At 67.7% G+C, this 24148-nt stretch carries 21 protein-coding genes and 1 pseudogene; 12 read left to right on the top strand and 10 right to left on the bottom strand.

The features are described 5' to 3' along the window. The first annotated feature begins 82 nt into the window (after positions 1–82). Positions 83–1639 carry a family 10 glycosylhydrolase gene (locus tag AB0M15_RS09490; RefSeq protein WP_363815737.1) on the top strand — a complete coding sequence of 519 codons (1557 nt, stop codon included), beginning with the start codon at positions 83–85 and terminating at the stop codon, positions 1637–1639. Here AB0M15_RS09490 and AB0M15_RS09485 read toward each other — a convergent pair. Beyond that, positions 1636–4482: a hypothetical protein gene (locus AB0M15_RS09485; protein WP_363815735.1), complete on the bottom strand. Its 2847-nt coding sequence runs from the start codon at positions 4480–4482 to the stop codon at positions 1636–1638. The genes AB0M15_RS09490 and AB0M15_RS09485 overlap by 4 nt on opposite strands. Positions 4483–4683: 201 nt before the next feature. Between AB0M15_RS09485 and AB0M15_RS09480 the strand changes: the two genes are divergently transcribed. From AB0M15_RS09480 to AB0M15_RS09465, 4 genes are read left to right on the top strand one after another with little or no spacing between them, the layout of a single operon-like run. Then, on the top strand, positions 4684–4878 hold the full coding sequence (locus AB0M15_RS09480; protein ID WP_363815733.1) for a hypothetical protein: 195 nt from the start codon (positions 4684–4686) through the stop codon (positions 4876–4878). A 42-nt stretch (positions 4879–4920) separates the two neighbouring features. After that, positions 4921–5172, top strand: coding sequence for an acyl carrier protein (locus AB0M15_RS09475; protein ID WP_328332703.1), 252 nt, complete (start codon positions 4921–4923; stop codon positions 5170–5172). After that, positions 5169–6419: a class I adenylate-forming enzyme family protein gene (locus AB0M15_RS09470; protein ID WP_363815731.1), complete on the top strand. Its 1251-nt coding sequence runs from the start codon at positions 5169–5171 to the stop codon at positions 6417–6419. The genes AB0M15_RS09475 and AB0M15_RS09470 overlap by 4 nt, the downstream gene beginning before the upstream one ends. Continuing rightward, complete coding sequence (locus AB0M15_RS09465) at positions 6412–7158, top strand: SDR family NAD(P)-dependent oxidoreductase (protein WP_363815729.1); 747 nt, start codon at positions 6412–6414, stop codon at positions 7156–7158. The genes AB0M15_RS09470 and AB0M15_RS09465 overlap by 8 nt, the downstream gene beginning before the upstream one ends. Positions 7159–7166: 8 nt before the next feature. Here the strand turns inward: AB0M15_RS09465 and AB0M15_RS09460 are convergent, their stop codons facing one another. From AB0M15_RS09460 to AB0M15_RS09450, 3 genes and pseudogenes are all read right to left on the bottom strand, one after another. Beyond that, complete coding sequence (locus AB0M15_RS09460; RefSeq protein ID WP_363815727.1) at positions 7167–7364, bottom strand: BBE domain-containing protein; 198 nt, start codon at positions 7362–7364, stop codon at positions 7167–7169. Between the two features lie 725 nt (positions 7365–8089). After that, a pseudogene (locus AB0M15_RS09455) lies at positions 8090–8560 on the bottom strand (FAD-dependent oxidoreductase); the annotation flags it as partial. Positions 8561–8695: 135 nt separating this feature from the next. Continuing rightward, positions 8696–8977: a hypothetical protein gene (locus AB0M15_RS09450; protein ID WP_363815725.1), complete on the bottom strand. Its 282-nt coding sequence runs from the start codon at positions 8975–8977 to the stop codon at positions 8696–8698. Between the two features lie 122 nt (positions 8978–9099). Here AB0M15_RS09450 and AB0M15_RS09445 point away from each other — a divergent pair, with 122 nt between their 5' ends. From AB0M15_RS09445 to AB0M15_RS09430, 4 genes are read left to right on the top strand one after another with little or no spacing between them, the layout of a single operon-like run. Continuing rightward, positions 9100–10509, top strand: coding sequence for a DHA2 family efflux MFS transporter permease subunit (locus AB0M15_RS09445; protein ID WP_363815723.1), 1410 nt, complete (start codon positions 9100–9102; stop codon positions 10507–10509). Then, positions 10506–11459, top strand: coding sequence for a sigma-70 family RNA polymerase sigma factor (locus AB0M15_RS09440; RefSeq protein ID WP_363815721.1), 954 nt, complete (start codon positions 10506–10508; stop codon positions 11457–11459). Before AB0M15_RS09445 ends, AB0M15_RS09440 begins: the two co-directional genes overlap by 4 nt. Before the next feature lie 46 nt (positions 11460–11505). Continuing rightward, complete coding sequence (locus tag AB0M15_RS09435; RefSeq protein WP_363815719.1) at positions 11506–12714, top strand: DUF2786 domain-containing protein; 1209 nt, start codon at positions 11506–11508, stop codon at positions 12712–12714. 10 nt (positions 12715–12724) lie between these two features. Then, positions 12725–13267 carry a dTDP-4-dehydrorhamnose 3,5-epimerase family protein gene (locus tag AB0M15_RS09430; protein ID WP_363815717.1) on the top strand — a complete coding sequence of 181 codons (543 nt, stop codon included), beginning with the start codon at positions 12725–12727 and terminating at the stop codon, positions 13265–13267. Here AB0M15_RS09430 and AB0M15_RS09425 read toward each other — a convergent pair. Next, positions 13257–13826 (bottom strand): helix-turn-helix domain-containing protein, encoded by a 570-nt coding sequence (locus AB0M15_RS09425; RefSeq protein ID WP_363815715.1) that lies wholly within the window; start codon positions 13824–13826, stop codon positions 13257–13259. The genes AB0M15_RS09430 and AB0M15_RS09425 overlap by 11 nt on opposite strands. A gap of 160 nt (positions 13827–13986) precedes the next feature. On the opposite strand from AB0M15_RS09425, the gene AB0M15_RS09420 reads away from it, so the two are divergent. Continuing rightward, complete coding sequence (locus tag AB0M15_RS09420) at positions 13987–15483, top strand: MFS transporter (protein ID WP_363815713.1); 1497 nt, start codon at positions 13987–13989, stop codon at positions 15481–15483. Positions 15484–15493: 10 nt separating this feature from the next. Continuing rightward, a complete protein-coding gene (locus AB0M15_RS09415) occupies positions 15494–15826 on the top strand; it encodes a hypothetical protein (protein WP_363815711.1) in 333 nt (110 codons plus the stop codon). Position 15827: 1 nt separating this feature from the next. Here AB0M15_RS09415 and AB0M15_RS09410 read toward each other — a convergent pair whose 3' ends face one another. The 4 genes from AB0M15_RS09410 to AB0M15_RS09395 form a co-directional block, all read right to left on the bottom strand. Then, complete coding sequence (locus AB0M15_RS09410) at positions 15828–16805, bottom strand: GNAT family N-acetyltransferase (protein ID WP_363815709.1); 978 nt, start codon at positions 16803–16805, stop codon at positions 15828–15830. Between the two features lie 50 nt (positions 16806–16855). Continuing rightward, entirely contained in the window at positions 16856–17890 is a 1035-nt protein-coding gene (locus AB0M15_RS09405) for an alpha/beta hydrolase-fold protein (protein ID WP_363815707.1), read from the bottom strand. A gap of 18 nt (positions 17891–17908) precedes the next feature. Next, positions 17909–19612 (bottom strand): arginine--tRNA ligase, encoded by a 1704-nt coding sequence (gene argS, locus AB0M15_RS09400; protein WP_363815705.1) that lies wholly within the window; start codon positions 19610–19612, stop codon positions 17909–17911. 128 nt (positions 19613–19740) lie between these two features. Beyond that, complete coding sequence (locus AB0M15_RS09395) at positions 19741–21972, bottom strand: CDP-glycerol glycerophosphotransferase family protein (RefSeq protein ID WP_363815703.1); 2232 nt, start codon at positions 21970–21972, stop codon at positions 19741–19743. Between the two features lie 25 nt (positions 21973–21997). On the opposite strand from AB0M15_RS09395, the gene AB0M15_RS09390 reads away from it, so the two are divergent. Further along, a complete protein-coding gene (locus AB0M15_RS09390) occupies positions 21998–22780 on the top strand; it encodes a cell filamentation protein Fic (protein WP_363815701.1) in 783 nt (260 codons plus the stop codon). A 281-nt stretch (positions 22781–23061) separates the two neighbouring features. Here the strand turns inward: AB0M15_RS09390 and AB0M15_RS09385 are convergent, their stop codons facing one another. Continuing rightward, positions 23062–23880 (bottom strand): HAD family hydrolase, encoded by an 819-nt coding sequence (locus tag AB0M15_RS09385; protein ID WP_363815699.1) that lies wholly within the window; start codon positions 23878–23880, stop codon positions 23062–23064. Positions 23881–24148 lie beyond the last annotated feature (268 nt).

Raw genomic sequence — 24148 nt, 5'->3', positions numbered from 1 at the left:
CAACCGTACCGACCTCTTCTGCACCCGGCCCAACTGTGTAACTATCTTTCGACTTCTTTTGGACAATTGGTCGGAGAGTGACATGAGAGTCTGGCGGATCGTTGGCCTTCTCGGCGCCTCAGCCTGCCTGCTGGCCGGCGCCCTCACCGGTACCGCGACAGCCGCGCCGCCGGCTCCGGACAGCACCTGTACTCCGAACCCGGCCACGCCCCTTCGCCAGTTCCGGGCGAGTTGGGTGTCGTCCGTGGTGAACATCGACTGGCCGTCGCGGACGGGGCTGACCCCTGACCAGCAGAAGGCCGAACTGCTCGGCTGGTTCGACGATGCCGTCCGGCAGCACCACAACGCGGTCATCCTGCAGATCCGCCCGACCGCTGACGCCTTCTGGCCGTCGAAGGTCGAGCCGTGGTCGCAGTACCTGACCGGTACGCAGGGTGGAGACCCTGGCTACGACCCGCTGGCGTTTGCGGTCGCCGAGGCGCACAAGCGGAACCTGGAGCTGCATGGGTGGTTCAACCCGTACCGGCTCTCGATGGGCACGAACCTCAACGCGCTGATCCCGACGCATCCCGCTCGGCTGCACCCGGACTGGGTGGTGACGTACGGCGGGAAGCTCTACTACAACCCGGGCATCCCCGCTGCGCGCAAGCTGGTCGAGGACGCGATCATGGACGCGGTCTCGAACTACGACCTCGATGGGGTGCACTTCGACGACTACTTCTACCCGTATCCGGTTGCTGGTCAGGTGTTCGACGATGCGGCGACCTATGCGCAGTACGGGGCGGGCTTCCCGACTGTGGCCGAGTGGCGGCGGAACAACATCAACCTGTTGATCCAGGAGATCCAGCACCGGATCAAGGCGGTCAAGCCGTGGGTGAAGTTCGGTATCTCGCCGTTCGCGGTCTGGCGGAACAAGGGGACGGATCCGCTGGGGTCGGACACCACTGCGGGCGTACAGACGTATGACGATCTGGCTGCTGACACTCGGCGGTGGGTGCGGGAGGAGTGGATCGACTACATCGTTCCGCAGGTCTACTGGGCGGGTGGGTTCGCGCCGGCCGACTACAACAAGATCGTGCCGTGGTGGGCCGAGCAGGTGCGCGGTACTGACGTGCATCTGTACATCGGGCAGGCGACGTACAAGGTCGGTACGTCGACGCAGTCACCCGACTGGTCGGACCCGGCTGAGTTGAGCGACCACCTGGCGTTCAACAGCACGGTGCCGGAGGTGAAGGGCGACATCTACTTCTCGGCGAAGGACGTACGGGCGGATCGACTCGGCGCGACCACACTCCTCAACACCACCTGGTACACCCGCCCGGCCCTAATCCCCGCGATGCCATCCCTCGACTCACGGCCCCCACTGCCGGTGCACGCACTGCGCTCGTCCCGTACTCCGGCAGGCGTTTCCCTGCACTGGAAGGCGACCTCGCCCGACAGCACGTCATACGCGATCTACCGCCGCGACCTGACAGCCGGCGACTGGTGCGCCGACACAGACGCCCGCAACCTGCTAACCACCCTGCGCGGCACCACCTACGTAGACACCACAGCCCTGAAGGGCCACCACTACCTCTACTCCGTAACAGCCCTAGACCGAGCCGCCAACCAAAGCCTCCCGCTCCCGACGATTGGCTAGCGCCCGCTGGTCGGAGGAGTAGGCGGCGTAGAGCTGGACGACGGAGATCCGGTGGGCGGCTGAGACGGGAACCCACCGGGCGTCCCGCTGGGCACCCCACCGGTCGGTTGCGAGCTGGGGAAGCCAGTCGGCTGCGACGACGGGTAACCGCCCGGTGTCTGCGACGGGAAGCCACTGGGGGTCTGGGTCGGCGGCTGGCTTGGGAAGCCTCCCGTCGGCTGAGACGCGCACGGATTGGGCGACGGCGTTCCACCCGGCGTCTGCGTCCCAGCGGGGAAGCCCGGCGTCTGCGACGACGGAAGGCCGCCGGTCGTCGGGGACAGCGGGAAGCCGGGCGTCTGCGAGCCTGCTGGTTGCGAGGGAGCAGTGCTCGCGGGTGCTGCCGGAGCCGCGCCATTGGCTGGTTGCGAGGGGGCAGCGCTGGATGAGGCCGCCGGGGCGGCGCCGCCGGCTGGCTTGGAGGGCGGGGACGTCGGGAGGCCGCCGGTCGGCTGCGAAGTGGGGAAGGTGCCCGGGGGTTGCGATGAAGGTGGGCCGGTCGGGGGCTGGGAGGACGGGTTGCCGGAGGGCTGGGAGGGCGGGAACCCGGGGGTGGAAGGGAAGGCACCGGGGGTTTGGGTGCCGGTGGGGAAGGGGGTTTGGGTGGGGCAGGGGGCGGGGGTGGTGCGGCGGGGGTAGAGCTGGTAGACGCGGACTGTGCCGTAGTGGAAGCGGAGTTCTGCCAGGCGTTCGAGAGCTACCGGCGGGGTTGCAAGGCGTTCGTCTACCAGTAGCCATTGCACGCCGTACTGCGTGCGCAGCGTCTCCAGGATCTCCCGCGTCGGCGCCGTGAACGCCTCGTCGTTGAGCCGCAGGCGTTCCGGATTCCAGAACCCGCCCTGGACCTTCTCATCGGCCGCATAGCTGTCGTCGACGCGCTGGGTGTACGCCCAGCCCTCGACCAGCACCCGCCTCTCGGAGTACCCAGCGATCCAGTACGACCCGGTCAGGCAGCGATCGACCCCCGCCTCGCGGCAGTGGACGTTGGTAGCGATCAGATCGCCCGGCCCCGAGTTGCGCCGGATGAAGCGAGCCGCCTCGATCCCGCCCGGTGCGATCGACTCGTAGGCCGTGAGCGCAGGCGACGCGAACTCCTTCAGCGACCCCAGCGTCGGTGACACCGTCATCCCCAGCACGACCGCCACCGCAACCACAGCCCACAGCTGCCTCTTCAACCGGAACAGCAAGCAAAGAACGCCGACCCCGATGACAGCGATGACCAGCGCGACCACCAGCGGCTGCCCGAAGCAGTTCGCGCTGGTGCACGAGTCCTCCGACCGGTACCGACCCCAGTAGATCGCCGCTGCTCCGATCAGCAACGCCGGCGCGGCAACGTAGTACTGCTTCCGCTCGAGCGACCCCAGCCCCCAGGTCGCGAGCAGGACGCCGAAGATGAAGCCGGTACGCACGAAGAACACCTGCGTCTGGCCACTGTCGTACAGCAGGCCAGTCGCGACGACCGAGCTGACCAGACCGACCAGCAGCAACAGCATCAATGGATCGCGAGGCACCGGCCGCCGAATCAGCACCGCACCCACAGCGGGCAACAGCCAGCCGAGCACCACAACCACTGCGATCACCACCAAGGCAGCAGTCGAGTGCTGTGCGGTCATCACGTCCATCATGTGCCGGAAGGTCCGCGCCGGATGGAACTCGATACCGGACGGCTTGCCGCGCAGTACGACGAGGAAGGTGAAGCCGTAGCAGGCCGCAACGCCCACCCCGAGCACCAGAGCGCGCAGGTTGACGCGGCGGGCTCGCACGGTGAGGTAGATCCACGCGGCGGCCAGCCCAGCGGCGTACACGGGTAGTGCGGACGCCTTGGTCACAGAGATCGCCGCGATCAGTACTGCGGCCGCCACCAGCATGCCGATGACCTGTGCCCGCGTCTGCGTGGGCTTGCGCCGCAGCAGCAACGCAGTAACGGCTATCAGCGGCAGCATCAGCACAGTGGAGAACGACTGCGAAGGGTTGGTCAGCCAGCCCATCGAGAACGGGCTGTCGTTGAACAGCCGCGCGTCGACCGCCCGCGGCCAGGCAGCGAGATCGCCGGCGGCCACTGTCAGCCCGGCGCCGATCGGACCAGCCACCGAGCGGCTGGTCAGTACTACGCCGACCGCGGCCGCGCCGAGCACCGTCAGGAGGAGGAAGGCGAAGGGCGCCATCCGCTGCGTCAGTACGTCGAGCTCGACGCTGGTGATCCAGTGCGCCGACGCCAGGTGGTCGTACACCCCGAAGTGACTCGTCAGCGGCCGTCCGGACGCGTAAGGGATCTGTGGTGGGAAGTGATGGGCCAACTCACCGGCCAGCGACAGGTTGCGGGCTGCGTCCGAATCCGACCGCAGTGCCGCCGGCCCGTCGATCGGGATGAGCTGTGAGCCGACCCGGACAAACCACGCCGCGACCACGCCGACTGCGACCATCACACCGGCCATCGCCCACCAGGGCGTCAGCTTCACCGGCAGCTTGCTCCGCGGCACGGCCCGGTAGACACCGAAGGCGAGGGACGGCATCAGCAGGGCCGCGAGCGGGATGTCGAAGTACCGGCCGATCGGATAGATCAGTGCCTCGACGGCCAGGCCGAACGAGGTGCCGAGCACGGCGTCGACCGCGAACCAGCCGGTACCACCGGTCAGCCGGCGCCAGAACAGCGTGCCGGGGACGGCGATCACGAGCAGCAGGTAGCCGAGATAGGCACCCGAACTCCACGGCTTGTGGTCCTGCAGCGCGATGAACCAAGCGAGCGGTAGTACCGGCAGGCTCGCCAGCGAGGCAAGCCCCATCGCCCGTCCTGGTCTCGTCATACGTGTCCTCTCGGTCGCGTCCTCGCACACGGAAGAGAGCCCCGGACGACGAAAAGTTCCCTGCACTTCACAACTGCTGTCACAACAACGCCTGACAAACGGTCAACAGTGTATGAGTCGTTTACCAGGCGACGGCGCGCGCCTACACTGAGTAGGCGAACGCCCCCTGGTCCGTCACACAGCGCACGGGAGGTCACGTTCATGCCTGCCCAGCACATCGCGGGGATGCCGGTCGAGGAGATCCTGTTCGCCGCGCTCGCGGCAGCCACTCCGATGATCGCGCTGATCGGCTGGGAGATCCGGGACCGCCTCCGGCGGTTGCGCAGAAAACTCTCCCGTACGCCCGTGGACGTCGTCCAAGACCGAACTGCCGATCCAGCTCCGGAGGTGCAGTAGACCGTGTCAAAGCCGAGTCCACAGCAGCTAGGCTCTGTGGTCATGGCTGAGCTGACGCGGGAGCAGATCCGGGACCTGATGGGAGCGGTGCTGACGGCGCAGGGCAAGACGTTGCCGGCCGACGACAGCGCGGATCTGCGGGAGATCGGCTTCCGGTCGCTGGACTTCTCCGAGCTGGCGCTGCGGGTCGAGGACGAGATCGGCGACGAGCTGAACTTCGACGCGCCCGGCCTGCGCCAGATCGCCAAGGTCGGCGACGTGCTGGACTTCATCGAGCAGCTCCAGTCGGCGTGACCACGCGGCGCCGGTCCACTGCCCTGATCGGGGACGACAACACCGTCGTCGCCGGTGGCAAGACGGTGACCTGGCGGACCCTGCACAAACTGCCGCAGCTGCCCTCGCCGGCCGCGGTTCTGGTCGACAACGGCGCCGACGCGCTGGCCGCGGTACGGCATCACGCCGTACACGGCACCGAGCTGCTGGTCGCTACCACCTCGCGGGTCGACCTGAGCATGCGCGAGGAACTCGCCGACTCCGGCTTCGCGATCGTGATCGCGAAGGGCGACGAGCACTCCGTCGAGCCCGCGAAACTCAAGCGGGTGGAGGAATCCGGCCGCGCCTGGCTGCTCACCTCCGGCTCGACCGGCCGCCCGACCCGGATCGGCCACACGCTCGAGTCGCTGACCACCGTCACCACCCAGCAACAGCCCCGCACCTGGCTGCTTCCGTACTCGCCCGGCACCTACGCCTGGTGGCAGGTGGTAACGATCTCGCTGACCCAGGCCGACCAGGGCCTGGTCGTGATCGAGCCGTCCGAGCTCGAGATCTGGCCGTCGATCGCCGCCGCACACGGCGTCACCGCAGCCTCCGGTACGCCGACCTTCTGGCGCCAGACCATCTACCGCGACACCGACGCTCTCACCAAGGTGCCACTCGAGCAGATCACCCTCGGCGGCGAGCCGGTCGACCAGACGATCCTCGACCGCTTGCGCGAACTCTTCCCGCAGGCCCGGATCTCCTGGATCTACGCCTCGTCCGAGGTCGGCGCCTCCATCGTCGTCCACGACGGCAAGGCCGGTTTCCCCAAGGCCTGGCTGGATCGCGAGCCGAACGACGAGCGTCCGACGCTGTCCGTCGTCGGCGACGAACTCGTCATCGCCTCCCCGCACCACGGCGCCGGAATGGACGGCGCGGTCCACACCGGCGACCGGGTCGAGTTCGCCGGCGACCGGGTACTGATCACCGGCCGGCTCGACAGCGACGAGATCAACGTCGGTGGTTCGAAGGTCTCGGCAGGTGTGGTCCGCAGCGTGTTGCTGGCCCACCCGGGCGTCGCGTGGGCACGGGTCTTCGCCCGCAAGGCGCCGTTGGTCGGCAGGATGGTCGCCGCCGAGGTGGTGGCCAACCCGAACCTCGGGCCGATCACGGCCGACGACCTGGTCCAGTGGTGCTCGCATCGGTTGCCGGACTACGGCGTACCGCGGCGGATCAAGTTGCTCGATGAGATCCCGCAGAAGGAGACGTTGAAAAGCGATGTCTGACCCGACTGCAGTGCCGCCGTCCTCGGTGGTGCTGGTCTCCGGTGGTTCGCGTGGGCTCGGCCTGGCGATCGTCACCGAACTGCTGGCGTCCAGGGTGAAGGTGGCCGCGTTCGCCCGGACCGTGACCGCCGAGCTGACGGCGCTGGCGACGAAGTACCCGGAGGAACTGCACGTCGGCTCGGTGGACGTGAACGACGCCAAGGCGACGCAGGCGTTCGTCAAGGAGGTCGAGGAGAAGCTCGGCCCGATCGACGGCCTGGTGAACAACGCCGCCGTCGGCCAGGACTCGCTGCATGTGCACACGTCGGCCGAGCAGCTCGCGGGCATCATCCAGACCAACCTGACCTCGCCGCTCGTGCTCACCCGGTTCGTCCTGCGCCGGCTGCTCGCCAAGGGCTTGAAGGGCCGGATCGTCAACGTGACCTCGATCTGCGCACAGCGCGGTTACCCGGGTCTGGTCGCGTACTCCGCGACGAAGGGCGGCCTGGACGCGGCGACCCGGTCGATGGCTCGCGAACTGGGCGGCCGGGTGCTCGTCAACTCCGTCGCACCCGGCTTCTTCGCCTCGGAGATGTCCGCGGTGCTCGGCCAGACCCAGCTCGACCAGATCGTCCGGCGGACCCCCACCGGTCATCTGACCGAGCCGGAGGAGGTCGTACCGGTCGTCCGGATGCTCCTGCTCGACCAGACCAACATCAACGGCCAGGTCCTGGTCATCGACGGAGCAGCCTCCATCTAGCCTCGGTCTTAGCCCGGCAGGATGTTCATGTTGCGGTGGAAGACGTTGCCGGGGTCGTACTGCGCCTTGATCTTCGCCAGTCGCGCGTACTTCGCTTCCCGTACGACGCCTTGACCCGGTCGTAGTCGTTCTCCGCCATCGCGTTGACGTAGCTGCCGATGCCGAGCGCGTGCGGCTGCAGCGCATCCCAGAACGCCCGGACCCACGCGCGATCACCCGGCAGGAGCTCGGGCACCGGCGCGATCGCGACGAGGAAGACCGCGTACCGCGGCGAGCGGCCGCCCGCGAAGGCGGTCTCGTCCTCGCCGATCTCTGAGTAGGCGCCGTCGAGCCGGTAGAACAGCACGTTCGACAACGGTGACGACTTGAGCGGCACGTGCTGGGTGATCACGTCGATCGCCTCGTCCGACAGGGTTTCGAGATAGCTGCCCTTGTCGTAGCAGTGGTTGCCCCAACTGTTCGGCTCGTCGATCGACTGCTGCAAGGCCGTGTAGGGCATCGGCGTCGCGAACTCGAAGGCCGGCGGGATGGCCGCCCGGATCTGCGCGAGCACCTCCGCGTGCTCCTCGGGGGAGCCGAACCCGACCACGATCAACGCGTAGCCAGGCTGGTGATGCAGTTCCTCCGGTACGAACGGCGCAGGCGGCGCGTTGACCGCACCGATCACGACGTTGAAATCGACGGGCAGGGACGGGATCAGGTCGCGGGCGTACCGAAGTACCTCGACGCCCTGGTCCAGACACCAGAACTGGATGCCGTACTGAACGATCGGCCCGACGTCGTGCAACTGGAACTCGAACTGCGTCACCACGCCGAAGTTGCCGCCGCCCCCGCGAACAGCCCAGAACAGCTCAGGGTTCTCGTCCGCGGCCGCCCGCAGGATCTGGCCATCGGCCGTCACGATCTCCACCGACAGCAGATTGTCGAGCGTCAGCCCGTGCTTGCGCGACAGCCACCCCATCCCACCGCCGAGGGTCAGCCCAGCGATACCGGTATGACTGATAGCCCCCGCCGGTGTCGCGAGCCCATGCTCCTGCCCAGCCGCATCCAGCTCAGCCAGCTTGGCACCCCCACCAGCCACGGCACGCTTCGTCGACGGATCAACCGTCACCGCATTGAGCCGGCTGACATCGATCATCAGCCCGTCGTCGACCGTCGACGCCCCGGACATACTGTGCGCCCCACCACGCACCGCGATCTCCAGCCCGTTCCGTACGCCGAACAGCACCGCCGCCCGCACGTCCTCGGCACTCAAACACTGCGCCACCACAGCCGGCCGCCGATCGATATCCGCGTTCCACACCCGCCGCGCCTCGTCGTACGCCGAATCGCCAGGCTCGACCACCACCCCACCGATGGCCGCCCGCAACTCATCGATCCCACTGCTGGCCGTCTGCGTCATCCCCTACCTCCCCGAAGTCATCACTCCCCGTAACGATAGATGCTCGAGCAGTCGTTACGCGGTCCTATCGGGCAACACAACGCGCCTGGTTACCCGTCGCCGCGGACTGCCCATCGGCAGCCCGCGGCGACCGGACTATGCCGAATAGGAGCCGATCCGGGTGGCCTCCTCGCGGACGAGGTCGCCGTCGAAGCGGTCGGCGAGGTCGCGCTGGAACTTCTGGAAGGCGGCCAGATCGGTGAGGCCCTCGCCGTCGACCACGTGGACGAAGGTGACGCCGTCGTCGAGGCGGAAGCTCGCGTAAGTCAGGTTGGCCGGGGCGACGGCCGTCAGCTCGGCGAAGACCTTCTCGATCAGGATCAGGTTCTCGTCGGCTGCTTCCGGCTTCGTCTGGTAGCGGAACACTGCTGTAGCCATGGTTGCTCTCCTTCAGAGGTTGTCACCGGTACAGACAGCGGCCGAGGCCCGAACTCATCGCACCGATGAGTTCGGGCCTGCTGGGTTGTCAGTACCGGTGACAGCGGATTCCTGGAGGACACATGAACAGCAAGATCGGTACGACCGGCGAGCAGCGCTGGGTCCTGGGGCTGACCTCGATCGGCTCGGTGGTGGTGGCGCTCGACGTACTCGTGGTGGCGGCCGCCCTGACCACCATCCGGCAGGACCTCGGCGCGACCGTCGAGCAGCTCGAATGGACGGTCAACGCCTACAGCCTGAGCTTCGCGATGCTGCTGATGACAGCCGCGGCGATCGGCGACCGCTGGGGTCGGCGCCGTACCTTCGCAGCGGGCCTGGCTCTCTTCTCCGTCGCCTCGATCGCCTGCGCACTCGCCCCGTCGGTGCCGCTGCTGATCGCGGCCCGTACGGTTCAAGGCGTCGGTGCGGCCGTCGTGATGCCGTTGTCGATGAGCCTGCTCGGCGCCGCGTTCCCACCCGAACGCCGGGGCTGGGCGATCGGCATCTTCAGCGGGCTGACCGGCCTGGCCGTGCTCGGCGGTCCGATGATCGGTGGCGCGGTCACCGAAGGTCTGGCCTGGCAGTGGATCTTCTGGATCAACGTGCCGATCGGTGCCGTCGCGATCCCGCTCGTCCTGGCGAAGATCCCCGAGAGCCACGGCGCCGTCCGCCGACTGGATCTGCGCGGGGCGGCGCTGATCACCCTTGCCGTCCTCGGCATCGTCTGGGGCGTCGTCCGCGGCGCGGTGGCAGGCTGGTCGAGTCCGGAGGTTCTCGGATCGTTCGTCGTCGGAGCCCTTCTTTTGCTGGGGTTCCTGGTCTGGGAAGGACGCGCCGCGCAGCCGATGCTGCCGTTGCGGTACTTCCGTTCGCGCGCGTTCTCGGCGGGCAACGCGGCCGGCTTCTTCCTGACCGCCGCGCTGTTCGGTGCGGTCTTCTTCCTCGCCCAGTTCATGCAGGCGACCTTCGGCTCCGGCCCACTCGAAGCAGGGCTGCAACTCCTGCCGTGGACGGCCACGCTCTTCCTGGTCGCCCCGATCGCCGGACGCCTGGTCGACAAGATCGGCGAACGTCCCTTGGTCTTCACCGGTCTCCTCCTGCAAGCGGTCGGCATGTTCTGGATCAGCCAGGCCAGCAAGGGCACAGTCCAGTACGCCGACCTGGTGCCCGCCCTGATCGTCGCCGGCTGTGGGGTCTCCCTAGCCATGCCTGCGACGCAGAGCGCCAGCATCGGATCGCTACCCCCGGAAGCGGTCGGAATGGCGTCCGGTATCTACGCCATGATGCGGCAGCTGGGTGGGGTCGTCGGTGTCGCGGTGCTGGCAGCCGTGTTCGCGGCTGCCGGGGGATACGAGTCGTTCGAGACTGGGTTCGCCCGTGCGCTGGCGGTCTGCGGCGTACTGTCGTTGCTGGGAGCATTGGCCGGCCTAGGGATCGCCGTGCGACGTAGTACCGGCGTTGTGGTGCTGGAGCCGGCGGAGGAGTTGGGATGAACCTGGAGGACGAGTTCGCGCAGTACCGGGGTCAGCTGGTCGCCCACTGCTACCGGATGCTCGGGTCGCTGCATGATGCGGAGGATGCGGTCCAGGAGACGTACCTGCGCGCGTGGCGAGGGTTCGCCGACTTCGAGGAGCGCTCGTCGGTCAAGACGTGGCTCTACCGGATCGCTACCCGGGTATGCCTGAACGCCTTGCAGCACAGTAGCCGCCGGATGGTCCCGTCGGCGTTAGGGGCTCCAGGCATCGACCCGCACGATCTGGAGACGCAGTCGCTGGAGACCAGTTGGCTGGAGCCGTTCCCGGATCTACTGCTGAGCACTGACCCCGCACAGGTTGTGGGGACTCGGCAGAGTCTCCGGCTGGCCATGGTGGCGGCGCTACAGCATTTGCCGGCGCGGCAGCGCGCAGTACTGATCCTGCGGGATGTCCTTGCCTGGCAGGCGTCCGAGGTGGCCGGGCTGCTCGAGACGACGACCGCTGCGGTCAATAGCTCGCTCCAGCGGGCGCGTGCGGAGATGGCCAAGCTCGCCCCTGCCGAGGACGACTTCAGCGAGCCAGACGAACCGGTACGCCGTGCGCTGCTCGACCAATACGCCAAGGCGTTCGAGAAGGCCGACCTGGTTGCGCTGAAGGGCCTGCTGACCCAGGACACCCGGTGGGAGATGCCGCCGATCCCGACGTGGTTCAGCGGACGGGACGACGTACTGGGCTTGCTGGCGACGAAGGTCCTGCCTGGGGAAGGACGGCGGATCCTGGTGGAGACTTCGGCCAACGGGCAGCCCGCCTTTGCCATGTACGTGCGTGGCGACGACGGGATCTTCCATGCGCACTCGCTCAAGGTGCTGACCCTGACCAAGGCCGGGGTGTCCGCGGTGATGGCTTTCCACAACCCGTCGCTGTTCCCTGCTTTCGGATTGCCGATCGACCGTTATCCACAGGAGTGATGGAGCGCCGGGCGGGAGGTTGGCTTCGGGTGACAAACTCGTCCGCGTGAGTGATTCCGAGATCCTGCACCTGCTGCCCTCGGCGGCCGCTGCCGTCGTGCTCAACCACGAGGAGGCTGACGCGTTCCTGGCCCGCCTCGGTGGTTATGACGAGCGCGACCAAGCGCAGGTCGACAGGGTTCTGCAGGAGTTCCTGCGGAAGCTGATCCGGTCCGCCTGGGAGCGTGGGTGGACGCCGGGCGACGTGGTTCAGCATGCTCGACGGCGGTTGGAGCCGGGGGTGGAGCCGTTGCTGGTGGCGGTCATCGCCTCCGAGCATCGGGCCTATCCCGAGGTCGATCCGCGCTGGCTGGACCAGCTGCTCGACCTCGGGATCGCGGCGCCGTACTCCGAGTTGCAATTGACCACCTGGGCTTCGGGGCAACGGCTCGGTCGCTACCTCGCTCTCCACACGGCTCTCACGATCGCCGGCTTCCTCCAGTCGTTGCCCGGGCTCGCCAGGCTGTTCCCCTTGCCGGGGACGCCGGTGCAGGCCCGCGCGGCGGCCACCGGCGTACCGAACGACAAGATGCTCGGGCGGATCAGGGCCCTGCTGGCCAAGGCGGAGGCGACGGACTTCCCGGACGAGGCCGAGGCGTTGTCGGGCAAGGCGCAGGAGTTGATGGCCAAGTTCTCGCTCGACCAGGCGCTGGTGGACGCGGATCCCGGACTCGACCTGCCCGACGACTCCGGCGCCCGGCGGATCTGGGTCGAGACCCCTTATGTATCAGCGAAGGCGCAACTCGTCGGGGCCGTCGCCTCTGCCAACCGCTGTCGCACGGTCTCGATGGAGCAACTCGCCGTGGTCACGATCGTCGGCGCCGAGCTCGATCTCCAACTGACCGAGCTGCTCAGTACTTCGCTGCTGGTGCAGGCGAATCGCGCGATGCTTGCTGCTGGCAAGCACATCGGTCACCGGGGCGAGTCGCGGACCCGGTCGTTCCGGCAATCGTTCCTGATGGCGTATGCGCAGCGCATCGGCGAGCGGCTCCAGAAGACGACGGACGCGACGCAGGCCGCCGTGGCGGCTGCCGATGCCGATCGGCTGTTGCCGGTGCTGACCAAGCGTGAAGCGCAGGTCGAGGCGCTGTTCACGAAGTTGTTCCCGGACACGGTCACCCGGCGCACGAGGATCACGAACGGCGCGGGCTGGGCTGCTGGGTTGAGCGCCGCCGACCAGGCCCAACTGCAAGCCCGTCCCCAGGTACGTCGATAGGCTGCGGGCCATGCCGAGCGTCAAGCAGACCAGCATCCCAGGACTCCTGCAGATCGAGCTGGACTTGATCGAGACCCCGCAAGGGTGGTTCAAGGAGAGCTTCCAGCAGGCGAAGCTGGTCGACCAGGGGTTCCCGCAGGTCGAGTTCGTGCAGAACAACATGGCCTACACGACCGAGGTCGGCATCACCCGCGGCATCCACGCGGAGGCCTGGGATCGCTACATCTCGCCGGCGCTCGGGCGGCTGTTCACCGCGATCGTGGATCTCCGCGAGGGAGCGACCTTCGGTCGGCTGGAGACGTTCGAGCTGACGCCGGGGCAGGCGATCTTCCTGCCCGAGGGTTGCGGGCACTCGTTCTGCACACTGGAGCCGAACACGGTCTACACCTACCTGCTCGCCGCGCACTGGACGCCGGATGCACCGCGGACGATGGTCAACCTGTTCGACCCGCAACTCGCAGTGCCGTGGCCGCTGCCCAAGGACCAGTTGCAGTTCGTGGAGGCTGACGCAACGGCTCCCTATCTGGACGCCGTGACGCCGATCAGGCTTTGAGGCCGGCCAGGACGATGTCGAGCAGGCGGTTGGCCTGTTCGGGGGACATGTCGCGGCCCATCGTGATCCCGCCGACCAGCCGCAGGACGTCCATCAACTGGAGATCCTGGCGGACCGAGCCGTCCGCCTTCGCCGCGTCGAGCAGCAGGTCACCGGCCTGGCGGACGTTCACCTTGCAGGCCGTGAAGAACTCCGAGTTCTTGCCCAGCGCCACCGTCAGCTCACCGGCCAGGCTCTTCTTCGAGATGCTGTAACCCACGAAGCTGCGCAGCCAGGCGGCGAGCGCGTCATACGGCCCGAGCTTCTCGGCGAAGCCGTAGGCGCGGTTGCAGACCTGCTGGATCTCGTCGACGTAGACCGCCTCGAGCAGTGCCGTCCGGTTCGGGAAGCGCCGGTACAAGGTGCCGATCCCGACGCCGGCCCGGCGGGCGATCTCCTCCAGCGAGGTGTCGGTCCCGTGCTCGGCGAAGGCCTCCCGCGCGGCGGTGACCAGCAGGTCGTAGTTCCGGGCGGCGTCGGCGCGGGCAGGCCGGGTCGTCGGGAGTGGTGTCGAGGTCATCCGGCCCTCCTTGCCGAGGCGTAGTGGACAGCGCACGCAAAGTCGCGCCACAAATCCCTTGATAAAGCGGAGGGAGCCTCCGTATGGTGGAATCCGGAGGAGCTCTCCACTTCATCTGAAACCAACTCTAGCCCTTCCCGGGTAAGGAGCAAGTCACACTATGGCGGTAACTTCCGCAGGACCGGCCGGCGCCCGAACCGGTACGCCCGCGCGGCGGCCGGGGGTAGTCCTCGCAGTCATCCTGGTCACCCAGTTGATGGTGATCCTCGACGGCACCGTGGTGAACATCGCGATGCCCAAGATCCAGCACGCACTCGATTTCAGTCCCGCCAGCCTGTCCTGGGTGCAGAACGCGTACGCCCTCGCCTTCGGCGGGTTGCTACTACTCGGCGCCCGGGCCGGTGACCTGCTCGGTCGCCGGCGGGTGTTCATCACCGGCGTCAGCGTCTTCAGCGCCGCCTCGCTGCTCGGTGGACTCGCCCCGTCCGCCGAACTGCTGCTGGCGGCCCGGGTCCTGCAGGGCATCGGTGGTGCCATCGCGGCTCCGGCGGCCCTGACCCTGCTGATGCTCACCTTCCGCGAAGGTCCCGAGCGACTCAAGGCCCTCGGTCTCTACAGTTTGGTCTCGTCCGGCGGCGCGAGCGTCGGCCTGGTCCTCGGCGGCATGCTGACCGACTGGGTCTCCTGGCGGTGGGGCCTGTTCATCAACGTCCCGATCGGTATCGGCCTGGTCTTCGCGGCCCGGCAGGTCCTGTCCGAGACGCCGCCCGAGAAGGGCAAGTTCGACGTCGCCGGCGCACTCACCTCGACGCTCGGCATCACTTCGGTCGTCTTCGGTTTCATCCGGGTCGCCGAGGTCGGCTGGACGTCGCCCGAGGTGCTCGGCGCCTTCGCGATCGGTCTGGTCCTGCTCACCTCGTTCGTTCTGATCGAGCGCCGGGTGAGCCACCCGATCGTGCCGTTGCGGCTGTTCGGCAATCCCGACCGGGTGGCGGCGTACGCGACCATGTTGCTGGTGGTCGGCACGATGTTCGGGATGTTCTTCTTCCTCACCCAGTACCTGCAGGGAGTGCTGGAGTTCAGCCCGCTGCAGGCCGGCCTGGCCTTCCTGCCACTGACCGGGCTGCTGTTCGCCTCGTCCCGGATCGTGCCGAGGCTGCTCGGCCGGGTCGACGGCGGCAGGCTGATGATCGGCGGTTCGCTGCTGGTCCTGGCCGGCACGCTCTGGCTGACCCGGCTCACCGAGGACAGTACCTACCTCGGCGGCGTCGTCGGCCCGCTCGTCCTGTTCGGGTTCGGCGCCGGGATGCTGTTCATCCCGAACACCGGCCGCGCGCTGGCCGGCGTACAGCCGCAGGATGCGGGTGCTGCCTCCGGCATGCTGAACGTGTTGCAGCAGGTCGGCGGGGCCCTGGGCCTCGGCATCCTGGTCACCATCTTCGGTACCGCGAGCCGCAACTCGGACGCGGCCTCGAGGATCCCGGCCGAGCGGGTGCGCGAGATCCTGACCGACGGCGTGCATGCGGCCTTCGTCGGTTCCGCGATCTACGCAGCGCTCACGCTGACGGTCATCGTGCTCGGCGTCCGTCCGTGGAACCGCCGCGGCAACCCTTCACCGGCGGTCGAAAGGATTGAAGAAGTCCCCGTCGAGCTATGACAGTGAGTGCATGACCAAGACACTCGCAGTCATGTTCATCGCGGGAGCCGGCGCGGCGGTACTGACCGCCGTGCCGGCTTCGGCTTCCGTCGAGTCAGCACCGGGCCGGTGTACCTCTCCGGTCCTCATCCGCACAGCGGCAAGCACGGGCGGGCAGGGCAAAGGGATCTGCCAGCCGACCCACACAACCACCGCGAACTGCAAGGTCAACGGCCCGCTCGTCGTGGTCGGCGGCGTCGCAACCAGCATCTGGTACTACATCACCGACCACACCATCAGCGTCTCCGGCTACGTCAGCGCCGCCTACTACGAAACCGACGACTGGGCCGTCCCCTACTGCTGACTCAGGTCAACGGCAGTCGGTACGTCGTCCACTGGGTGTGCTGCTGGAAGCCGAGACGCTCGTAGAGGCTGAGGGCGCCGGTCGGGTTCTGGGTGTCGACGCCCAGGGATGCGCGTTTGAAGCCGGTTTCGGCGGCCTGGGTCATCAGGGCGGTCAGCGCCACGGCGGCCAATCCGCGGCCGCGGTGCGATCGGACGGTACCGACCTGGCCGACGTAGACCTCGCGGATTCCGGTCGCCGCGGTGTCGGCGTCGTACTCGTAGCCGTTCGCGTAGGCGACGATCTGGTCGCCGTCGAGGACCAGGAACGACAGCCCGGCCCGGAATGCACGCGACCCGGTGAACCAGACCCGCCAGGTCTCCTCGTCCTTCGGAGTCGAACCCCAGTGGTCCATGAAGACCTCGTTGTGGACCAGCCGCAGCGCCTCGTCGTACGCCGGTTCGAACGGCACCACCCGCAGCCCGTCCGGCAAGCTGACCGCCGGAACCGGCACGTCGAGCGGGCGCTGCAAGGTGAAGGAGTACCGGCACTCCTCGAAGCCCAGCCCGGTGAAGAGCGCGGCCGCCCCGACGTTCGTGCTGATCACGGTCGAGTTGAGCTCGGCCTCGGCAACGTCCGGGTGGTGCTCCTCGTGCAGTTCACGAGCCCGGCCGATCTCCCAGGTCAGCAGCGCTTGCCCGAGCCCGCGGCGACGCCACTGCCCCCGGACCGCGGAGTCGGTGTTGAGCCGGTCGACGTCGACCAGGTTCTTGCGCCAGTAGACGACGCCGTACGCCACCATCACCCCGTCGACCCAGAGGCCGACTGTGTCCCGGGCGGCGTTCATCTTCGGATCGCCGAGCTCCTCGACCAGATCCCCGGCGCTGTAGTTCTCGCCGTTCTGGTCGGTCACCTGCACGTCGTTCATCAACGCCGCCCACTCGTCGGCGTCGGTCTTCTCGATCGGCCGGGCCTCGACCCACTCCGGAAACGTCCCCATGCCGAGAACGGTAGGTGCCGAGCCGACGGCCCGGCACCTCATTTACCCGATCAGGCAGTCAGCTTCCGGCAGAGCCACTCGACGGCGAGCGGGTAGCGATACTCGATGCCGCCGTGCTTGCCCTCGAAAAGCTCGAAATACAAGCGCTCTTCCGGTACGCCGGCCTGCAGCGCCGCCCGATGGAACGCTGTCGCGCCGAAGTCGAGGTAGTACTCGTCCTGCTTGCCCGCATCGATCCACACGGCTCGCATCGACCCGAGCGCTTCGGCGTACCGGGTCTCCGTCGCGACCATGTGCACCGGATCGCGACTCAGCCAGCGTTCCCAGATCTCCGGGATGGTCCGGCCGAGCTCGTCATAGGGCAGCAGCACGGTCCCGTCCGGCTCGGCCGAGTAGGCCGCGGCGTACCCGTACATCTCGAGGAACTCCAGATCCTGCCCGGTCGTCCGGCCCGCGCGACTCTCGAAGTCGGCGAAGAACTTCGGGTACGACCCGTCGTACTGATCCCGCAGCATCCGTGCGGCCAGCGGGAACTCCGGCTGGTAGCAGACCTCGAACGCCGCATCACCCGCATGCGTCGCCAGCGCGCCGAACACGTCCGGCCGGAGCAGCGGAGTCACCATCGCCGCGTAGCCACCGCTCGACTTGCCGGTGATCGCGCGATGGTCGCGATCCGCGATCGTCCGGTACCGCTCATCGACCCAGGGCACGAGGTCGTCGCAGAGATACGAGTGGTACTGGCCGGTGCCCGGCGAATCGAGGTACTGACTGCCGCCGAGCTTCGTCCACGCGTCGACGAACACCACGATCGCCGGCGGCACGTCACCGGTCGCGAACAGCGCGTCCAGCAACTCCGGGTAAGGCTGGCGGAACGGCGAACGGTTGAACCACATCCCGAGGTGACCGGTGTAGCCCATCGCCACGTAGATCGACGGGTAGCGCTGGTCCGATTCGTCATACCCCGGTGGCAGGTAGACGAGCACCGGCCGCTCATGCGGATCGCCCAGCGGGTTGCCGCGCAGGAACGCGCTGTCGAAGATCGTCTGGTCGAACCGTCCGGCAAGCTCCGCGGACCACGGCAACATCGGCGAACCCCTCTCAGCTCACATCGAGTCAGGCGCGCTGATCCCCAGCAGCCCCAAGCCATCCTGCAACACCTGCCGGGTCGCCGCGCACAGAGCCAGCCGACTGGCCCGCACCTCGCCCGCACTGCTCAGCACCGGGCACGTCTCGTAGAACGCGGACAACGCGCTGGCGACCTCGAACAGATAAGTACACAACCGATGCGGCTGCAGCGTCTCAGCAACCTGTTCCACACAATCGCCGAACCCACCGAGCAACAACGCCAACCGTTGCTCCGCCGGCTGGTCCAGCACGGTCACCTTTGTCGGAGCCTCGCCGGCCTTGTCCAGCAACCGGGTCAAGCGGGCTTGTGCGTACTGGAGATACGGCCCGGTGTTCCCGGTCATCGCGACCATCCGGTCGAGGTCGAACACGTAGTCGTTGATCCGGTCGCTCGACAGATCCGCGTACTTGATCGCCCCGATGCCGACCGCCGCCGCGACACTCGCCCTCGCGTCGTCGTCCAGCGCATCCCGCTCGTCCAGCAACGCCCGCGCCCGCGCCGTCGCTCCGTCCAGCAGCGAAGCCAGCCGGACCGTGCCGCCGTCCCTGGTCTTGAAGGGCTTCCCGTCCTTCCCCAGAACGGTGCCGAAGGCAACATGCTCGGCCGGAACGTCGGCGGGCAACCAGCCGGCCGCCCGGCAGAGCGCGAAGATCTGCTGGAAATGCAGGCCCTGCCGATGATCGACCACGTAGACGATCCGATCGGCGTGCAGCTCGTCGATCCGATGCCGTACCGCCGCGAGATCCGTCGCGCTGTACCCGAACCCGCCATCCGACTTCCGCACGATCACCGGCAACGGCGAACCGTCCCGTCCCGCGAAGCCGGGCAGGAAAGCGCACAACGCCCCACCCGACTCCGTCAGCAATCCCGCGGTCGTCAGATCGTCGACAACGCCTTGCAGCCGGTCGTTGTAGGCGCTCTCGCCGACCACGTCGGCCCGCGTCAACGGCGACCCGAGCTGCGCATAGATCCGGTCGAACTCGGTCAGCGACACCTCGACCATCTGCCGCCAGATCGCCAGCGTCTCGGCATCACCCGACTGCAGCAGTACGACCCTTGCCCGGGACAGGTCGACGAAGTTGCCATCGGTGTCGAAATGTTTCCGGGCCCGTTGGTAGAGCTGCTGCAATCCCTCGATATCAAGGGTTTCCACCGCAAGGTCCTCGAACAGCACCTGCTCGACCAGCATGCCGAACTGCGTGCCCCAGTCGCCGACGTGGTTCTGCCGGATCACCTGGTAGCCGACGGACCGGAGTACGTTGCACAAGGCGTCGCCGATCACCGTCGACCGCAGGTGGCCGACATGCATCTGCTTGGCCACGTTGGGCTGCGAGTAGTCGACCACCACCCGCTCACCGCGCGGTGCGAAGACGACAGGCTCGTTGACGCCGGCCGCGAGGGTTGCCGGCAGCAGCGTGAGGTTGATGAACCCGGGCCCGGCGATCTGCGGTTGTTCGCACAACTGACTCAGGTCGAGCGCGTCCACCAACTGCGCTGCGACGGCGCGCGGCGATTGCTTGAGCTCATTGGCGAGCCTGAGCGCCAGGTTGGTCTGGTAGTGACCGAACTCGGGTCTGGTGGCGGCCCGGAGTTCAGGATCGAGTACGCCGTACTCCGCGCCGAAGGCGGCCGAGACGGCGGTGGACAGCTGGGTGGCAAGGGCAGACAGCACTGCGGACATGGCAGAGTCCTTGAGAAGAGAAGCAACTGGAACAGGATTGAGGTGTTCAGACAGTGCTTCGTCGTCGCAGGCCGAAGCGATCGCGCGCGATCACCGGGCTGGTCGACATGACGACCATTATGCACGACTCAGGACGAGAGCTGATGCGGTGACGGTGCCGGGTGTCGTTCGGCCAACGGGGTGATCGGTGGCAGCTCGGTCTCGCCGAGGAAGATCCGCCGGACCACCCGCTCCGCCGCCCGCCCGTCGTCGAACTCGCAGAACTTCTCCCGGAACAGCTGCCGATGCTTGGCCGCCTCGGCCTTCGCGAAGGCACCGGTCTGCAGCGCCGACAGCAACTCCTCCGGCGATCTGGCCACCAGCCCCGGCGGAAACGCGGTGATGTCGAAGTACGTCCCGCGGGTGCTGTCGTAGGCGCCGAGGTCGTCGACCAGCAGCACGATCGGCCGATCGAGGTTGGCGTAGTCGAAGCTGATCGACGAGTAGTCCGAGATCAGTACGTCGGCCGCCAGCATCAGGTCCTCGACCCGCGGATGGCTCGATGCGTCCACCACCCGGTCGGAGTGCGCGGTCGGATGCTTCGACAGCGAGTAGTGCGTCCGGACGAGCACCCGCCCGTGGTCGCCGGCCGCCGCGGCCAGTTGGTCCAGGTCGAGATGGATCCCGTCGCCACCCAGATCGACCAGGCCGGACGGCGTCCGGACCGAGTCGACCCCGTCGCGGAACGTCGGCGCGTACAGCACCACCAGATGCGAGTCGTCGAAGCCGAACGAGGCCCGGATCGCCCGGACGTCGTCCACGGTCGCGTTGAGCAGCCGGTCGTTGCGGGGGAACCCGTACTCGAGTTCCTCGAAGTGGGCCGGGTAGGTGCGTTCCCAGATCTCCGACGAGTACCGGTTCGACGACAGGTTGAAGTCCCACCGGTCGACCTGGCGCATGAGTTCCTCGAGGTCGAGGTCCTTCGCCGCTGCCGGGTAGTGGCGCAGATCGGTACCCATCGTCTTCAGCGGAGTACCGTGCTGGGTCTGCAGATGGATCTGCCCGTCGCGCTTGTCCAGCTCATTCGGCAGGTTCATGTTGCTGACGAAGTACGTCGCCTTCGCGACCAGCTTCTGGTACGCCGGTGAGCCCGCCACCACGTACTCGACGCCCTCCGGGATCGCCGCGACATGCTCCGCGTCGACCACCCAGACCCCGCGTAACTGGGGAGCCAGCTCGGCGGCCTTCTCGTAGATGGCTCGCGGGTTGCACGCGTACTGCTTGAACCAGTAGGCGCCGTAGAGGGCCAGGTTCGGGTCGAGGTCACCGCGGTGCAGCAGCTTGTCGACCGCCTTCCGCGGGCTCGGTACGGCGAGCATCTTGGCGCTGAGCTTGAGGGTCGTGTACGTCGCGTAGTCGTCGTGCACGATCTGCCACCGGCGGAAGCCGCGCCGGGTCTTGTCGACCACGTAGCCCTCGGGCTTCCAGCGCTTGGCGAAGGCCGCGGCCGCGTGGAAGAACTCGGCCCGATCCTCCGGAGCGAGTCGCTCGGGCTTGTCGATCACCGCGAGGATGTGGTCCAGCGACCGGTCGAAGGCGAACCGCCGCCAGCCGGCCAGCTCCGGATCGGAGGTGATGAACGCGTGCACCCGGTCGTACTGGTCGAAGATGTCGAACTGCTGCCGGGTCGCGGTGGCGTGGATGTTGCCGCCGGTGCGGTGCTGCCGGTAGTGCACGACGACCTGGTCCAGCGTCGCGATCCGCTGCGCGGTGAGCATCGTCGAGTAGGTCCAGGGCGCGTCCTCGTAGAAGCCGGCGGTGAAGACGAAGCCGTGCAGGGTGAGGAAGTCGCGCCGGATGGCCTTGTTCCAGACCACCTCTAGAAAGGTCAGGAAGACCGGCCGCTCGGCCGCGGTGAAGACGCCGGCGCCTTCCCGGGCGAACGCGTCGTGCCGCTGGTTGCGGACCACCTGGCCGTCCCAGTGGATCCGCTCGTAGTCGAACATGACGATGTCCGGCCGGTTGGTGTCGTCGATCCGGGCGGCAATCGCGGCCAGCGAGCCGGGCCGGTAGACGTCGTCGGCGTCGAGGAACAGCACGTAGTCGCCGCGGCACTCCTTCAGACCGGCGTTCCGGGCCAGCCCGAGCCCGACGTTCTCGCTCAGGTGCAGCACCCGGACCCGCGGGTCGGCCGCGGCGTACTCCTCCAGGATCCGGCCGCTGCCGTCCGGACTGGCGTCGTCCACCCCGATGATCTCGAAGTCCGCGCACGACTGGCTCAGCACCGAATCCAGGCACGGCCGCAGCCAGGCCCGGGACGCATGACACGGGACCACGATGCTGAACCTGGGGACCCCGGCGGAGTCGGTGCTGGCGGCCATAGGTCTGCATCCTAGGGTGCTGACCATGAGCACAGACGTCTTCGAACCACTGGCCGGCCTCGAAGGGGTCGGTTCGGCGGCCCGGGCGGCCAGGGATGCGGTCGACGTGCTGCTGCGCGACCGGGGGCTGCGGAAGGTCGGCGCGGATATGACCGCCGAGGCGCTGCTCCGGGGCGCCCACGCGTCCGCGGCTTTGGCCGGCAGTTCGGTCTCCTTGGAGGAGGTACGCCGGGGAGCGGGCGACGCGTGGACCGCGGGGGCGGTCCGGATGACGGGCGAGCTGATGAGCCTGGCGCCACGCGTGGACACCGCGCCGGTACAGGTCTGGACCAGACTGCACCAGTTGGCGGCTGTCGAACTCGGCAGTGAAGACCAGTTGGGTCACCTGCGGACCAGTCGGGAGCCGATCCCGGACGACATCCCGGGGCTCTCGCCGGCGCCGCCCGCCGACGAGATGTGGGAGCGGTTGCACGGTCTGGCGCGGGCGCTGACCGTCCCGACCAAGGCGCCGGGGCTGGTGGTGGCGGCGATCGTGCACGCGGAACTCGCGGTACTCCGGCCTTTTCCGGTCGCCAACGGGCTGGTTGCGCGGGCCGCCGAGCACGCCGTGTTGGTTGCCCGTGGCATCGACCCGTTGTCGGTGACGGTGCCTGAGGTCGGGCACCTGGAGCTCGGCGGGTCGTACGCACAGGGTTTGCGGGATTATGCCGACGGTGGGCTGGTCGGCGTACAGGCCTGGTTACTGAGGAGTTGTGAAGTGATGGCGCTGTCGGCGGAGCGTTCGCCGCTCAATCTCTCTACTCAGTAGGGGGAAATTGCGAACGGCGCTCTCCGGGGAGAGCGCCGTCGCGAGCACAACATCCTGGTTACCAAGCGTGCACCTTGTCTGCCGCCCCATGGTTTCGGCGTTGGCCGAAGTCTGGGGTCGTGCTGCCCGGTTGGGATGGGCTGGTCGCCGCGTGGGTGCCTGGTTGCCGTGCGATTCTCTACCGGATCCGAAGATCCTTTGTGCTTCCTTTGTACTCTTCAGATCCCTTCAGGGGAAGGGCTAACGCCACCTTCATGAAGCTGAGAAGAACGGAGCCCGCCTCAACTTTCGGTGAGTTTCGAGCGCCGGCGGGCGGTGTACAGCAGGACGCCGGCGGCGGCCAGGGCGACGCCGAGCAGGCTCGCGGCAACGGTCGTCCGGCGCGCCTCGGCCAGCCGCTTGCGCTCCTCGAGTGCCACCGGCCTGCTGAAGTCGAGCACCGGCCAGTCGCGCGAGACGGCGAGCTTGCGCAGCGCCTTGTCGGGATTCACCGCGAACGGATGGCCGACCGCGGCCAGCATCGGCTCGTCGGTGATCGAGTCCGAATAGCCGTAGGAAGCCTTCAGGTCATAGCCTTCCGCGGCGGCGAGCTCGGTGATCGCGGTCGCCTTGTGCGGGCCGTAGGCGTAGACCGAGATCTCACCGGTGTACTTGCCATCGGCAACTACCATCCGGGTGGCGATCACCTTGTCGGCGCCGAGCATGGCGCCGATCGGCTCGACCACCTCGGCCCCGGACGAGGAGACGATCACCACGTCCCGGCCGGCCGCGTGGTGCTCCGCGATCAGCGCCACCGCCTCGTCGTAGATCATCGGCTCGACGATGTGGTGCAGGGTGTCGGCGACGATTTCGCGGACCGTCTGGACGTCCCAACCTGTGCACATAGCGGACAGGTACTCCCGCATCTTCTCCATCATGTCGTGATCGGCGCCGCCGAGCAGGTAGACGAACTGTGCGTAGGCGCTACGCAGTACGGTCCGCCGGTTGATCAGACCGCCGGCGTAGAACGGGCGGGAGAAGGCCAGCGTGCTGGAGCGCGCGATGATCGTCTTGTCGAGGTCGAAGAAGGCGGCCGATCGGGGCGTCACCGGGTGCTCCATGAGGTCGAGGATAGAGAACCCGGCGAAACGCCGAGGGGCCCGGCCTTTCGTGTGGCCGGGTCTCCCGTTAGACTGTTGAGCAGTGTGACAGTGACACTGGCCTGAACGCCTCTGATCGAGGTCCAGGCGCCGGTTCTTCAGGCGCTCAGTTGAAATTGAACTGAGATGTGTGAGATCCGGATTCGGGGGGTACATACTTCTCGACAGTGGCAGACTGTCGCCTCCTGATCGGCCCCCGGCTCCTCCCCCCGAGCCCGTGGCCGAAGAC

Source organism: Kribbella sp. NPDC051718, from assembly GCF_040681515.1.
GTDB lineage: Bacteria > Actinomycetota > Actinomycetes > Propionibacteriales > Kribbellaceae > Kribbella.
This window is presented reverse-complemented; position numbering and strand designations above follow the sequence as displayed.

What these genes read in the sequence shown, in the direction of transcription:
- AB0M15_RS09490 (WP_363815737.1), top strand. Translation starts at nt 83, where the DNA reads ATGAGAGTCTGGCGGATCGTTGGCCTTCTCGGCGCCTCAGCCTGCCTG.
- AB0M15_RS09485 (WP_363815735.1), bottom strand. Translation starts at nt 4,482, where the DNA reads ATGACGAGACCAGGACGGGCGATGGGGCTTGCCTCGCTGGCGAGCCTG.
- AB0M15_RS09480 (WP_363815733.1), top strand. Translation starts at nt 4,684, where the DNA reads ATGCCTGCCCAGCACATCGCGGGGATGCCGGTCGAGGAGATCCTGTTC.
- AB0M15_RS09475 (WP_328332703.1), top strand. Translation starts at nt 4,921, where the DNA reads ATGGCTGAGCTGACGCGGGAGCAGATCCGGGACCTGATGGGAGCGGTG.
- AB0M15_RS09465 (WP_363815729.1), top strand. Translation starts at nt 6,412, where the DNA reads ATGTCTGACCCGACTGCAGTGCCGCCGTCCTCGGTGGTGCTGGTCTCC.
- AB0M15_RS09450 (WP_363815725.1), bottom strand. Translation starts at nt 8,977, where the DNA reads ATGGCTACAGCAGTGTTCCGCTACCAGACGAAGCCGGAAGCAGCCGAC.
- AB0M15_RS09445 (WP_363815723.1), top strand. Translation starts at nt 9,100, where the DNA reads ATGAACAGCAAGATCGGTACGACCGGCGAGCAGCGCTGGGTCCTGGGG.
- AB0M15_RS09440 (WP_363815721.1), top strand. Translation starts at nt 10,506, where the DNA reads ATGAACCTGGAGGACGAGTTCGCGCAGTACCGGGGTCAGCTGGTCGCC.
- AB0M15_RS09430 (WP_363815717.1), top strand. Translation starts at nt 12,725, where the DNA reads ATGCCGAGCGTCAAGCAGACCAGCATCCCAGGACTCCTGCAGATCGAG.
- AB0M15_RS09425 (WP_363815715.1), bottom strand. Translation starts at nt 13,826, where the DNA reads ATGACCTCGACACCACTCCCGACGACCCGGCCTGCCCGCGCCGACGCC.
- AB0M15_RS09420 (WP_363815713.1), top strand. Translation starts at nt 13,987, where the DNA reads ATGGCGGTAACTTCCGCAGGACCGGCCGGCGCCCGAACCGGTACGCCC.
- AB0M15_RS09415 (WP_363815711.1), top strand. Translation starts at nt 15,494, where the DNA reads ATGACCAAGACACTCGCAGTCATGTTCATCGCGGGAGCCGGCGCGGCG.
- AB0M15_RS09410 (WP_363815709.1), bottom strand. Translation starts at nt 16,805, where the DNA reads ATGGGGACGTTTCCGGAGTGGGTCGAGGCCCGGCCGATCGAGAAGACC.
- AB0M15_RS09405 (WP_363815707.1), bottom strand. Translation starts at nt 17,890, where the DNA reads ATGTTGCCGTGGTCCGCGGAGCTTGCCGGACGGTTCGACCAGACGATC.
- argS (WP_363815705.1), bottom strand. Translation starts at nt 19,612, where the DNA reads ATGTCCGCAGTGCTGTCTGCCCTTGCCACCCAGCTGTCCACCGCCGTC.
- AB0M15_RS09395 (WP_363815703.1), bottom strand. Translation starts at nt 21,972, where the DNA reads ATGGCCGCCAGCACCGACTCCGCCGGGGTCCCCAGGTTCAGCATCGTG.
- AB0M15_RS09390 (WP_363815701.1), top strand. Translation starts at nt 21,998, where the DNA reads ATGAGCACAGACGTCTTCGAACCACTGGCCGGCCTCGAAGGGGTCGGT.
- AB0M15_RS09385 (WP_363815699.1), bottom strand. Translation starts at nt 23,880, where the DNA reads ATGGAGCACCCGGTGACGCCCCGATCGGCCGCCTTCTTCGACCTCGAC.